Source organism: Pantoea sp. B_9, assembly GCF_008632015.1.
GTDB lineage: Bacteria > Pseudomonadota > Gammaproteobacteria > Enterobacterales > Enterobacteriaceae > Pantoea > Pantoea dispersa.
Window position 1 is genome coordinate 476,612 of the sequence record NZ_VWVL01000001.1, and the last position, 12,183, is coordinate 488,794.

Annotated in this window: 12 protein-coding genes; 9 read left to right on the top strand and 3 right to left on the bottom strand. The window is 58.1% G+C overall.

All coding sequences use genetic code 11. From position 1 onward, the window contains the following. Positions 1-65: 65 nt before the first annotated feature. Positions 66-551, bottom strand: a complete 486-nt coding sequence (locus tag F3I21_RS02220) for an Rrf2 family transcriptional regulator (RefSeq protein ID WP_031279147.1) — start codon at positions 549-551, stop codon at positions 66-68. 520 nt (positions 552-1,071) lie between these two features. Between F3I21_RS02220 and F3I21_RS02225 the strand changes: the two genes are divergently transcribed. Beyond that, positions 1,072-1,284 (top strand): hypothetical protein, encoded by a 213-nt coding sequence (locus F3I21_RS02225; RefSeq protein WP_150058171.1) that lies wholly within the window; start codon positions 1,072-1,074, stop codon positions 1,282-1,284. Positions 1,285-1,329: 45 nt separating this feature from the next. Here the strand turns inward: F3I21_RS02225 and F3I21_RS02230 are convergent, their stop codons facing one another. Next, a complete protein-coding gene (locus F3I21_RS02230) occupies positions 1,330-2,517 on the bottom strand; it encodes an MFS transporter (RefSeq protein WP_150058173.1) in 1,188 nt (395 codons plus the stop codon). A 210-nt stretch (positions 2,518-2,727) separates the two neighbouring features. Between F3I21_RS02230 and tus the strand changes: the two genes are divergently transcribed. Beyond that, entirely contained in the window at positions 2,728-3,654 is a 927-nt protein-coding gene (tus, locus tag F3I21_RS02235; RefSeq protein WP_150058175.1) for a DNA replication terminus site-binding protein, read from the top strand. 49 nt (positions 3,655-3,703) lie between these two features. On the opposite strand, the gene fumC is transcribed toward tus, so the two are convergent. After that, entirely contained in the window at positions 3,704-5,101 is a 1,398-nt protein-coding gene (fumC, locus tag F3I21_RS02240) for a class II fumarate hydratase (RefSeq protein WP_150058177.1), read from the bottom strand. 197 nt (positions 5,102-5,298) lie between these two features. Here fumC and manA point away from each other — a divergent pair, with 197 nt between their 5' ends. The 7 genes from manA to F3I21_RS02275 all read left to right on the top strand — a co-directional run bounded on the left by manA (position 5,299) and on the right by F3I21_RS02275 (position 12,179). Beyond that, positions 5,299-6,474, top strand: a complete 1,176-nt coding sequence (gene manA / locus F3I21_RS02245; protein WP_150058179.1) for a mannose-6-phosphate isomerase — start codon at positions 5,299-5,301, stop codon at positions 6,472-6,474. A gap of 129 nt (positions 6,475-6,603) precedes the next feature. Next, entirely contained in the window at positions 6,604-8,103 is a 1,500-nt protein-coding gene (locus tag F3I21_RS02250; protein ID WP_058769727.1) for a YdgA family protein, read from the top strand. Between the two features lie 133 nt (positions 8,104-8,236). Beyond that, positions 8,237-8,800 carry a fasciclin domain-containing protein gene (locus F3I21_RS02255; RefSeq protein WP_150058560.1) on the top strand — a complete coding sequence of 188 codons (564 nt, stop codon included), beginning with the start codon at positions 8,237-8,239 and terminating at the stop codon, positions 8,798-8,800. A gap of 43 nt (positions 8,801-8,843) precedes the next feature. Then, a complete protein-coding gene (locus tag F3I21_RS02260) occupies positions 8,844-9,398 on the top strand; it encodes a sigma-70 family RNA polymerase sigma factor (protein WP_021506166.1) in 555 nt (184 codons plus the stop codon). After that, the gene (locus F3I21_RS02265) at positions 9,395-10,042 is read left to right on the top strand and encodes an anti-sigma factor domain-containing protein (protein ID WP_058758468.1); all 648 of its coding nucleotides are present in this window, start codon (positions 9,395-9,397) and stop codon (positions 10,040-10,042) included. Before F3I21_RS02260 ends, F3I21_RS02265 begins: the two co-directional genes overlap by 4 nt. A 392-nt stretch (positions 10,043-10,434) precedes the next feature. Further along, the gene (locus F3I21_RS02270) at positions 10,435-11,889 is read left to right on the top strand and encodes a methyl-accepting chemotaxis protein (protein ID WP_223815618.1); all 1,455 of its coding nucleotides are present in this window, start codon (positions 10,435-10,437) and stop codon (positions 11,887-11,889) included. Between the two features lie 53 nt (positions 11,890-11,942). Next, entirely contained in the window at positions 11,943-12,179 is a 237-nt protein-coding gene (locus F3I21_RS02275; protein ID WP_021506169.1) for a hypothetical protein, read from the top strand. Positions 12,180-12,183: the final 4 nt, after the last annotated feature.

Sequence of the window (12,183 nt, forward strand, 5' to 3'; positions counted from 1 at the left end):
ACAGGGGTAGATTGTGCGTACAGAAGCGGAATGGAAAGGTGCGCATCAGCGATGCGCACGGGAGGTTAGCGGTCTTTTTTGCAGAGTTCGGCGATTTCGAGGTCGGGCAGCGGTTCGCAGTTGCTGGTATCGTGCTTTTTCAGCTCGTTAAGGGCATCGGCGACGGTGCGGGTTTCCAGCACTTTAAGCGACGCCTCTTCCGCTTGCTCCGCGATCGATTTGAAGTACCAGCACAGGTTGGCGCTGACCAGGCAGCGCGGTGCGACATCGGGGCGCGACGCCCACAGTTTTTTGTCTTCAATCACTGAAGTGTAGATATCGCGCAGCGTGATCTCAGCGGCCGGACGACCCAGATGGATCGAGCCGGTACGGCCAAGCGTCGAGACAATGATGCCATCGCGCGTTAACGGAACCATGAGTTTCCGAATGAAACTGGGGTTCGCTTCAAGACCATACGCCAGAATGGCACTGGTCGAGCGTTTACCCAATTGCTCCGCCATCGCTACGCTCAAAACCATCTGCAAAGCTGTCGGGAAGCGGTAATCTAGCATTTCTGTTTCCTGAGTTGCGGCCTATCTTCTTGTTTTCATACCGCGGCAGTGAATAATCAATGAGCAATAAATATAACAAACACTGTTGCTTTTTAGAATACCGAAAATGCTTTCCACCCGTGACTAACCTGCGCTAATACTCGCTTTGATATCGATTTAAGTTATTGAATTTATATGAAAATATTCCAGTATGACATGCCACTGACCGCTTTAGCACTCTGAGCCTTGCGCAACAATATGCGCGACGTGTCACTTTTTTGCCCCCACCGCTGTAGCTGCGGGCTGGTGAAGGACGTTGTAACAAAGGGACGATTATTTCTGCACGGGTGTCGCGCCGTGTGCGCAACCGACCTTCAGACAAGCCATTGTTTCTGTGTAAGAAACAAAAACACACCGGCGAAGGGGCTGCGTCAGGGTCGATTAACCGGTTTCTGAAAGGAATAATATTGATCAGGGTCATGATTCCCTTGCTATTTTTTGCACAAAATGCGCGCCGTTACTATTTTCGAGGCGCGAAATAATGTCTGTATTATCCCCGGTCGTCGGCGCGTTATTGCTGACCGTTCTCCCGCTGATGGTGGGCATCATCACGGCGGCAACCAGCTGCCTGAACGCGCCAACCTTATGGCAATGCGTACGAATGGCACCGCTGCCTTTCGTTGTCTCGGCTGGCTGCACTCTGCTGTTAAGCGCGTTGTGTTGCCTGCTGCAATATCTGACGGATCGCCACTAAAGCGCAGCAGCGGCCATCTCTGCCCGTTAGCCGTCAGTCGCGATTTCAACCTGCGGATTCCGGAGCGCCTGCCGGCAATTTCCGCTTCAGCACCACCACCAAAAGCACGTTGATGAGCGCCAGCCCGCATAACAGCCACAGCGTAGCCTGCGCGCCGGAATGCTGGAAAATATAGCCGCCAATCAGCGGCGTGAGCGCCTGACCAATCAGCGCCGGTCGCGCCATGCGGCCAACCACAATGGCGTACTCTTCCGGTTTTACCATCGCCAGCGGCAACGTACCGCGCACGATAGCCCGCAAGCCATTTCCTGCACCGTACAGCACCATACTTACCAGCGCCCACGCGGGATAACAGGCCAGCAGCAGTAATCCCAGCGCCACCAGCCCGACTGAGAAGAAAGTGGTCCAGATGGGATGGCCGCGCTTAAACGCCATATCGACAATGCGCGACGCCACCTGGCACGGCCCCAGCAGCGTGCTGATCGCCAGCGCGGCGCTCAGCGAATGCCCGCTCGCCTGCAGCAGAGTAATCAGCTGCACCGATATCGCCGTCATGATCACCGACGCAAGGGTAAAAATGCTGCACAGCAGCCAGAACAGCGTGGGAGCCAGTGAATTCTGTGCGGTATGCTGTTGCCTGGTTTTTGGCATCGATGGTGTGCGCGGCGCCGGCAGCGCATACAGGTAAGCCGGCAGCACCGCCAGACACAGCAGCGCGGCAATAGTCAGACAGGCGCCGCGCCACTCCAGCCAGTGGATCAGCAGCGCGATGCCGGGCCACACCAGCGAGGTGCAGAATCCTGAAATCAGCGTAATACCGGTAATCGCGCCACGCGCCTGGCCGCCATATAAGGTGCCCAGCGTGGCGAACAGCGCGTCATACAGGCCCATCGCCATGCCCGCGCCGATAATCAGCCAGGCGAACAGAAACAGCGGCAAATTGTGGCTCAGCGCCATGATCACCAGCCCGAGCGCCATCACCGCCCCGCTCGCCGCCAGCAGCCGGCGACCCTGTGCGCGGGCAATCAGCCGGCCGCACAGCGGTGCCAGCAGGCCGGAGACCAGAATGCCAAGCGAAAGTGCGCCATACATCCACTGCTGCGACCAGCCGGTTTCCGCGATGATCGGGTTAGCCATCACGGCCATCAGATAAAACGATCCGCCCCACGACAGGATCTGCACGGCGCCGAGCGTGACGATAGCGGGCGCGCCCGGTTTTGGCTGATACTCCACAGCTAATATCCGTTAACAGGTAAATCACGGTTATAACATGTTCATCCGGCAGGAAAAATGCCCGCACGCCCTGTCGAGCCAAATTCCACGCCGGGGTTTCAGTGATCGGATGGATAAATTTTGTTATAGTATGTTGTAACTAGTATACCTGCTTGCTCGCCGCGTCATTCAGTGCCACCCTTTGGTATGTTGTAACTATGGAGAACTGTAATGGCTCGCTACGATTTGGTGGCTGATTTACACGAATGCGTGAATACGCTGGAGCGCGAACTTACTGCACTGCGCGCGTCGGTTGAACAGCAGCCGCTGTTGCTGGCGCGCGTATTCAGCCTGCCGGAGATCGAGAAAGGCAAAGAGCATGATGAAATCAACCGCATCGCGGTAACCCAGCATCTCGGTAAACGCGCGCGCGAACTGGCCCTCGCCCACTATTGTCGCCTGTTTATGCAGCATCAGTCAGAAAAACTCAGCACCAAAGCGGCGGTGCGTCTGCCTGGTGCCCTCTGCATTGAGGCGGATGAGGCGGCCAGCCAGCGACTGGAGCAGCAGGTCACGACCATCAACACCCTTAAACAGCGGCTGGAGCAATTGATCACCGTCGACTCCGGCCTGCCGAGCGAGGCGCGTTTTGAGTTTGTGCACCAGCATCTGCGTGGCCTGCTCACGCTCAACGCCTACCGCAGCGTCACGCTACTGCAGGCGCCGGATACGCTGCGTTTTGGCTGGGCGAATAAAAACATCATCAAGAAGGTGACGCGCGAGGCCATCGTCGAGCAACTGGAGCGCAGCCTGAAGGCGAACCGCGCGCAGGCGCCGTGGACGCGCGAACAGTGGGCAGAGAAAGTGCAGCAGGAGCTGGAGCGGGTGCGGTCATTGCCGGACGGCGCGCAGCTGAAGATCAAGCGACCGGTTAAAGTGCAACCTATCGCGCGGCTGTGGCGCGCCAGCGAGAAAAAACAGCTGCAGCTGGCCTGCCCTTCGCCGCTGCTGGTGTTGTGCCGCGATCGTACGCAGGTGCCGACGCTGGGTGAACTGCTGGATTACGATGCTGAAAACATCACGCACCGTTACAAGCCGCTGGCGCAGCCGCTGCATCTGATCATCCCGCGGCTGCATTTATGGAGTGACCGTCTGTAAGGCAAAAAAAACAGCGCGACAGGTCGCGCTGTAGTGTCCGGCAGTAAAGCTATTGCTTCATGCTGCCAACCATCTCTTCCGGCCGCACCCATTCGTCAAACTGCGCTTCGGTCAGGTAGCCGAGCTTCAGCGCCGAGGCTTTCAGCGTCAGCCCCTGTTTGTGCGCCTGCTTGGCAATTTCCGCCGCTTTGTCATAGCCGATATGGGTATTCAGCGCGGTAACCAGCATCAGCGACTCGTTGAGCAGCTGATCGATGCGCTCGCGGTTGGGCTCAATGCCCACCGCGCAATGGTGATTGAAGCTGTCCATGCCGTCGGCCAGCAGCCGTACCGACTGCAGGAAGTTGTGGATCACCATTGGCCGGTAGACGTTGAGTTCGAAGTTACCGGATGCACCGCCCATGTTCACCGCCACGTCATTGCCCATCACCTGGCAGCACAGCATGGTCAGCGCTTCACACTGCGTTGGGTTGACTTTGCCTGGCATGATCGAGCTACCGGGCTCATTTTCCGGAATGCTGATTTCACCGATGCCGCAGCGCGGACCGGATGACAGCCAGCGCACGTCGTTAGCGATTTTCATCAGCGACGCGGCCAGTCCTTTCAGCGCGCCGTGCGCATGCACCAGCGCATCGCAGGTCGCCAGCGCTTCAAACTTGTTGGGCGCAGTGACAAAGGGTTGCTGCGTCAGGTCGGCCAGCGCTTTCGCCACGCGCACCGCATATTCCGGATGGGTATTCAGGCCGGTACCGACCGCCGTGCCGCCCAGCGCCAGCTCGGCGACGTGCGGAATACTGTGTTCGATGTGCTTCAGATTGTGCTCCAGCATGGCAACCCAGCCGGAAATCTCCTGGCCGAGCGTCAGCGGTGTGGCGTCCTGCAGGTGGGTACGACCAATTTTAACGATGTCTTTAAACGCGGCGGATTTCTCGCTCAGGGTATTTTTCAGCACCTCAATTTGCGGAATCAGCTGTTCGCGCAGCGCAATCACCGCGGCAACGTGCATCGCCGTCGGGAACACATCGTTGGAGCTCTGGCTCTTGTTAACATCATCATTCGGATGCACTTTGCGCGACATGCCGCGCTCGCCGCCCAGCAGTTCGCTGGCGCGGTTAGCCAGCACTTCATTCATGTTCATGTTGGTCTGGGTGCCAGAGCCGGTCTGCCAGATGGCCAGCGGGAACTCGTCGCTGTGCTGGTCGGCCAGCACCTCGTCAGCGGCGTCGATAATCGCCCCGGCCCGTTCAGCCGGCAGCAGCCCCAGATCGCGGTTAACATGGGCGGCGGCGCGCTTGGTCAGCGCCAGCGCATGCACCAGCGCCACGGGCATCTTCTCGGTGGAGATACGGAAGTGCTCCAGCGAACGCTGCGTTTGTGCGCCCCACAACTTATCTGCCGGAACTTCGATCGGACCCATTGAATCTTTTTCAATGCGGTTGGCTGCCATGACTACGTCTCCTTAGCTCAGATTTTGAGGTTTCCGCCTAAGTCGTCTTCCCGCGACGCCTTAGAGCGAGCAAGATTGTCACATACAAGAAATTAACATTATGCGAGCCCATCGCGTTTATTGCACTTGTTCGTGTATTTTCTATGGCACTTTCTGCTTTAATACGCTTATTTACTTACCGTTATTAAGGGTAAACGATGCAAAAATTGAACAATTCGCTGCAAAATTATGCATGGGGCAGCAAAACCGCGCTGACCGAACTCTACGGCATCGAAAACCCGCAGGGATTGCCGATGGCGGAATTATGGATGGGCGCGCACCCCAAAAGCCCCTCTACCGTTGAAGTGAATGGCATCACCCGTTCGCTGCGTGACGTGATTAATGACGATCAGGTCGCGACGCTGGGTGCCGCGGTAGCGCAGCGTTTCGGTGAGCTGCCGTTTCTGTTTAAAGTGCTGTGCGCCGATCAGCCGTTATCGATTCAGGTGCATCCCAGTAAAACCGCCGCAGAAGCCGGTTTCGCGCGTGAAAACGCGGCGGGCATTCCGCTCAGCGCCGCCGAGCGCAACTATAAAGATGCTAACCACAAGCCCGAACTGGTGTATGCCCTGACGCCGTTCCAGGCGATGAACGGCTTTCGCGAACTGCCTGAGATTGTCTCGCTGCTGGAGCCGGTCGCGGGCGCGCATCCGCAGATCGCCCATTTCCTCGAAAACGCCAGCGAAGCCGCACTGGCTAAACTGTTCGCTACCCTGCTGTCGCTGAAAGACGAAAGCAAAACCCGCGCGCTCGGCGTGCTGAAATCCGCGCTGAACGCGCGCGAAGGCGAGCCGTGGCAGACCGTCAAAACCATCGCCAGCGACTACCCGGACGATAATGGCCTGTTCTCACCGCTGCTGCTGAATGTCATCACCCTGCAACCGGGTGAGGCGATGTTCCTGTTCGCCGAAACGCCGCATGCCTATCTGAAAGGCGTGGCGCTGGAAGTGATGGCCAATTCGGATAACGTGCTGCGCGCCGGCCTGACGCCAAAATTCATTGATATTCCGGAACTGCTGGCCAACCTGAAGTTCGAGGCCAAACCGGCGGCAACGCTGCTCACGCAGCCGCAGACACAGGGTGACAGCCTGAACTTCCCGATTCCGGTAGAGGATTTTGCCTTCGCCATCCATACGCTTTCGGCCACGCCGCAAACGCTGGCACAGCACAGTGCCGCCCTGCTGTTCTGCATCGAAGGCCAGGCGGTGATTGAAAAGGCCGGGCAGCAGCTGGTACTGCAACCGGGCGAATCCTGCTTTGTCGCAGCCAGCGAGTCGCCGGTGAGCGCGGCGGGGACCGGGCGTCTGGCGCGGGTGTACAACGCGCTGACGTGAGGCGGCTGACGCCTGCAGCATTAACTGCTATTATTTCAAACTATTAATTAAAAAACGCCTGCGGGCGTTTTTCTTCACCCGTCGCGCGGCCCAACGGTATGCGCACGCAAGGATAAGGACGACTCAGCGATGAAAAAGACCAAGGTTGCCGTAGGTGTGATTGTGGCGCTCGGCGTAATCTGGACTGGCGCAGCGTGGTTTACCGGTAAACAGCTGGAAAGCCACATGGATGAGATGCTGCAAAATGCCAACAGCCAGATCAACGCGTACGCGCCGAATAGCCGTCTGACGCTCAGCTATCAGGATTACCAGCGTGGCGTATTCAGCAGCAAAACCAAACTGGTGATTCAGGCCAGTTCGCAGACTGAAGACAATCCGTTGCTGAAGCCGGGTCAAAGCATCGTGCTCAATGAAACCATCGATCACGGTCCTTTCCCGTTTGCTCAGCTGAAACGCGGCAACCTGATCCCCAGCATGGCCTCGGTGCACACCGAACTGGAAAACACCGATGCGGTGAAGAAACTGTTTGAACTGACTCAGGGCAAATCGCTGGTTAATGCCGATACCCGCGTCGGGTACAGCGGCGCGACCGATACCGCGCTGCACCTGCTGCCGGTGGATTACAGCAATGCGCAGACCGGTGATCGCCTCGCCACTAACGGCGGCACGCTCAACGTCAGCGCGGACAGCAAAGGCGACAAAGTGAGTCTGCAGGGCGACTTCTCCAGCATCGCCGTCACCAGCAAAAACCAGCTGCAGCAACCGGTGCTGTTTACCCTTAACGGTCTGAAGCTGGGCGGTGACACCCACCTGAGTCCGGAAGGCGTGCGCGTCGGCGACCAGACCATCACGCTGGATAAGCTCGACGCCAGCATCAACGGTCAGGAAGGCCTGACGCTGGAGAAGCTGGACGGGAAGTCCTCGTTCGACAACAAAGACGGTAAGATTGGCGGCCAGATTGATTATCAGGTTGATAGCATCAGCCTGCAAAAACAGCCGTTCGGCGAAGCCAAACTGGCGATGAAATTTGCGCAGTTTGATGCTCAGGCGGTGAAAACCTTCTCTGACCAGTACAACGCGCAGATGCAGGATCTGCTGAACCAGCCTGGCGTGGTGGACGATCCTATCCGCTACCAGGCCAGCGTGCAGACCATTTTGAGAAATAACCTGCCGACCCTGCTGAAAGGCTCGCCGACCGTAAGCGTGGCGCCGCTGAGCTGGAAAAATGACAAAGGCGAGAGCACGTTCAACCTTAACGTCGGTTTTAACGATCCGGCGACCGTCACCGGTGAACCGCAGAGTCTGGGTGCCGCCGTGGATCGCGTGCTGAAAACGCTCGACGGCAAGCTGAGCATCAATATGCCGATGGCGACGGAAGTGATGCGTCACGTCGGGCTGGCGGAAGGTTATCAGGGTGATGATGCGCAGAAGCTGGCCGATCAGCAGGTGAAAGGTCTGGCGGCGATGGGCCAGATGTTCCGTCTGACCCAGCAGCAGGACGATAACATCACCACCAGCCTGCAATACGCTAACGGTCAGGTCACCATGAATGGCGACAAAATGACGCTGGAGCAGTTCCTGTCGCGCTACATGTTAGGCGCACCAACCAGCGAAGGCATGCCAGAGTAATCCCCGCGGCAGCCCGCTCCGGGCTGCCGTTTTTCCCCGGCAAATAAATTTCACCCTTTTCTGCATCCGTTCAGCCGCACCGTACGTATATCCCTTTGTGAGCACCCTTCTGCTCCTTCAATGAGGATATATGATGAAAAAGTTAATCAGTTATGCCGTCCTGTCTGCCGCCCTGCTTGGCGCGAACGCTGCGATGGCGGCCATGCACGCCAATTCGGTGATGGTAGGCGGCGCGGCAATGTATCCACAAAAAAACATTATTGAAAATGCCCTGAACTCGAAGGATCACACTACGCTGGTCGCCGCCGTTAAAGCCGCGGGTCTGGTCGATACCTTACAGGGCAAAGGCCCGTTTACGGTGTTTGCGCCGACTAACGCCGCCTTTGCCAAACTGCCTGCCGGCACCGTTGATGCACTACTCAAACCAGAAAACAAAGCCAAACTCACCAGCGTGCTGACCTACCATGTGGTCGCCGGTAAATATGATATGAAAGCGCTGGAGCAAAAAATTAAACAGGGTGGCGGTAAAGCCCAATTGAAAACGGTTAACGGTCAGCCGCTGTGGATTATGAGCAATGGGCCACATAATATTCAGCTGAAAGATGGTCAGGGTAATGTGGCAAATATCAGCACTTATGATGTAAACCAGAAAAATGGCGTCATTGACGTTATTGATACCGTCTTAATGCCTGAATAACTGTCTATACTCGGTAAGGTTAAACAAACCGGCCAGGAGTATTATGGACGCCTCTCAGGCTGAGCAACAAATAGCCTTAATACAGGCGGTCGCGAAGCGCGATCGCCTGGCTTTTGAACAGCTGTACCGGCTGACTTCCCCGCATCTGTTTGCGGTAGCGCTGCGCATGTTACGCCAGCGGGCGTGGGCGGAAGAGATTCTGCACGAATGCTACATCACGGTCTGGCACAACGCCGCGTCATTTAACAGCGCGCTCAGTTCTCCCCTGACCTGGATGACGCACATTGTACGCAACCGCTGTATTGACTGGCTGCGCAGCGGCTATGCCAGACAATTCCATGCCGATGAAGCCTGGCTCGACGATTTAAGCAGCACGCCGGGTGACGTCAGTCTGGATGAGCAGCACGATCGCGAGGTTGCCCGCCTGCACCACTGTCTGCAGCATTTGAGCAGTGAACAACGCCAGTCGATCGCGCTGGCCTATTATCAGGGCTTATCACATAGCGACATTGCCGGGTGGCTGCAGCAGCCGGTCGGCTCGGTAAAAAGCTGGATTCGACGTGGCCTGGACCATCTGCGGGAGTGTGTAGGACGATGAGTGACAAGGTGCAGCGGGATGACGCCCTGGCGGCGGAGTACGCCCTCGGCACGCTGCGCGGCAGCGCGCGATTGCGCTTTCAGCGCAGACTGCAGGCCGAGCCGGCGCTGGCGGCGCAGGTCGCCCGCTGGCAGACGCTGCTGGCGGGTCTCGACCAGGTTCAGCCGCCCGTCACGCCGCCGGAAACGCTGTGGAAAAAAATTGCCCTTTCCCTGCCGCCCGACAAGCGCGTCGCGCCCGCACGCCGGACGCTGCCGTGGCTGGCTGCCGCCTGCGTCGCGCTGGGCTTCGCGCTGTCGGCTTACTGGCTGCGCGAGCCGGTAATGACGCCGCTGGCGGTGCTGACCGATGCGCAACACAGTCAGCAATGGGTGGTGAGCGCCAGCCGCCGACAGGACGTGATCAGTCTGGCGCCGCTGCAGGTCAGCGCGGTCAGGGCGGATCAGAGTCTGGAACTGTGGCTGATTCCGCCTGGCCGGGCGCCCGTTTCACTCGGTCTGGTCACCGGAAGTGCGCCGCAGCAGTATCCGATTGAGAAACAGCAGTCGCTGGTTAAGGCGACGCTGGCGATCAGTCTCGAGCCGCACGGCGGTTCGCCAACCGGACGTCCAACGGGTCCGGTGCTTTACAGTGTGAATTTATAATCGGTGATGGTCACGGGTGAAATTAGCGTTAACGCGGCAGCGTTTATTATCTGTTGACGCCCAGCGTGTTGCAGGCGGAGTGCTGTTAATCATTACGGCGTGACTTAAGCTAAATTAACGGGCACTGAACGCTCAATTTCAGCAAACGGCAAAAACAATGAATGTTTATTTATCCGCCGGCGAGCCTGACTGCCGCGGCCCGGCGAAATAACCCTTTTATAAATTAATCTGGCGTGTCTTCGGGAAAGAAATATTTTATCGACGATTCATTTTCTTTTTCAGAATTCCCTGCCATGCTTAAAACGCCAAACCATAGTACGCGATATTATCGCGAACAATAAATAATAACGCTCGACACCATTGTGTCTTAAACGACACCGGGGAAACTCACCATGCAATTTCTTAAAAACTTCACCATTCGCCGGGTTGTGCAGTGCATCCTGGTCGCGGCGCTGCTGATTGTGGCGCTGGCCGGGATCTATGGCAGCACGGTGCTGCGCGACATGCATCAGCGCGAACTGCATAACGCCACCCTGACCAGCCAGCTGCTGTTTCTCAATCGCGCAAGTTTAGTGATGGCATCGGGAACCACGGCGGCGAAAGCGGCTGTAGCGGCCGATGCCCCGGCCGATAGCGACTGGGCGCCGCTGCGTACCGCCCTCACCGCATCGCCGGCTGACTTTGCGGTGCCTGCGGCTGAGCGCCTGCATTTCCTGCAGCGCGACATCGCAGCGAATAACCATGCCGACCAGTCCGATCGCCAGCGTCTGCAAATGGCCTTTGGCATTGCTGCACTGCTGATGCTCGCGCTGCTGCTGTTCTGTGACCGTTTTCTGGTCACGCATCTGGTACGGCCGCTGGGGGCGCTGCGGGAACATTTCCGCGGCATCGCCGCTGGCGATCTTACGCGGGAACCGCAGGATTTTGGCCGCAACTGTGTGGGTCAGCTGATTCCGCTGGTCAGGCTGATGCAGCAGAGCCTGCTGACCACGGTGCGTGCCGTGCATGACAACACCGACGTGCTACGCAAGGAGTCTGCGGATATCGCCAGCGGCAATGCCGATCTGTCCGACCGCACCACCCGCCAGGCGGCTGCGCTCGAGCAGACCTCGGCCAGCATGGAGCAGCTTAGCGCCACCGTAGAGAAAAATGCCCACAGCGCGGGCGAAGCGCGCGAGCTGGCTGAGGATGCGGCGCGCACCACGCGCGACGGCGAAGCGCTGGTCAAAAGCGTGTCAGCGATGATGGCCGATATCGCCGCCGAAGCCGATAAAATCCGTCAGTTTACCGCCACGGTTAACAGCATCGCGTTTCAGACCAATATTCTGGCACTGAACGCGGCTGTTGAAGCCGCCCGCGCCGGCGAGCAGGGACGCGGCTTCGCCGTGGTGGCCGCTGAAGTGCGCACGCTGGCACAACGCAGCGCCAGCGCCGCGAAGGAGATCGAAGGGCTGATTAATGGCACCGTGACGCGCGTTGGCGAGGGCGCGCAGACCGCGCAGCGCGCCGGCGCCATCATGGACAGCGCCACGCAAAGCGTTTCCGCCGTCACGTCGCTGATTGGCCAGATTGCGCTGGCGTCAGACGAACAGAGCAAAGGCATTGCCCAGGTTACGCTGGCCGTGACCGATCTGGATCGCGTCACCCAGCAGAATGCCGCCCTGGTGAAAGAGATTGCCGCCTCGGCCGGCAGCCTGAATGGCCGTACCGGAACGCTGGCTGCGGTGATCAGTCATTTTAACTTTTCTGACAGCCCGCTGGACAGCGCTCAGCCCGCCGGCCAGCGCCCCGTTTCAGCCACCGGCAGCTTCGCGACAGAAAAGCTTGCCGTCTCTGACCCGGCATAGCTCGCAGCCGATAACCATACCGCCAGGGACAGGCCACAGAAAGAGAAGAACTTATGAGCCATCAATCATTGCAGCACATCGTTCCGGTTCAGACTGATGTGCGTGACTTACGCATCGCCACGGGCATGACCCAACTGCACGCGGCTGAACGCTTCGACCTTAGCCTGCGGGTCTGGCAGATGAAGGAGTCCGCAGCAAAACCGTCGCCGCTCAGTCAGGGAGAATATGAGTTTTTGCTGCTGCTGGCAGGAAAACATCCCTATTTTAGTCTGACGGCCAGAGCCCGTTAATACC

Bases quoted from the DNA above. Each gene is read 5' to 3' on its own strand.
- F3I21_RS02220 (WP_031279147.1), bottom strand. From the start codon at position 551: ATGCTAGATTACCGCTTCCCGACAGCTTTGCAGATGGTTTTGAGCGTA.
- F3I21_RS02225 (WP_150058171.1), top strand. From the start codon at position 1,072: ATGTCTGTATTATCCCCGGTCGTCGGCGCGTTATTGCTGACCGTTCTC.
- tus (WP_150058175.1), top strand. From the start codon at position 2,728: ATGGCTCGCTACGATTTGGTGGCTGATTTACACGAATGCGTGAATACG.
- fumC (WP_150058177.1), bottom strand. From the start codon at position 5,101: ATGGCAGCCAACCGCATTGAAAAAGATTCAATGGGTCCGATCGAAGTT.
- manA (WP_150058179.1), top strand. From the start codon at position 5,299: ATGCAAAAATTGAACAATTCGCTGCAAAATTATGCATGGGGCAGCAAA.
- F3I21_RS02250 (WP_058769727.1), top strand. From the start codon at position 6,604: ATGAAAAAGACCAAGGTTGCCGTAGGTGTGATTGTGGCGCTCGGCGTA.
- F3I21_RS02255 (WP_150058560.1), top strand. From the start codon at position 8,237: ATGAAAAAGTTAATCAGTTATGCCGTCCTGTCTGCCGCCCTGCTTGGC.
- F3I21_RS02260 (WP_021506166.1), top strand. From the start codon at position 8,844: ATGGACGCCTCTCAGGCTGAGCAACAAATAGCCTTAATACAGGCGGTC.
- F3I21_RS02265 (WP_058758468.1), top strand. From the start codon at position 9,395: ATGAGTGACAAGGTGCAGCGGGATGACGCCCTGGCGGCGGAGTACGCC.
- F3I21_RS02270 (WP_223815618.1), top strand. From the start codon at position 10,435: ATGCAATTTCTTAAAAACTTCACCATTCGCCGGGTTGTGCAGTGCATC.
- F3I21_RS02275 (WP_021506169.1), top strand. From the start codon at position 11,943: ATGAGCCATCAATCATTGCAGCACATCGTTCCGGTTCAGACTGATGTG.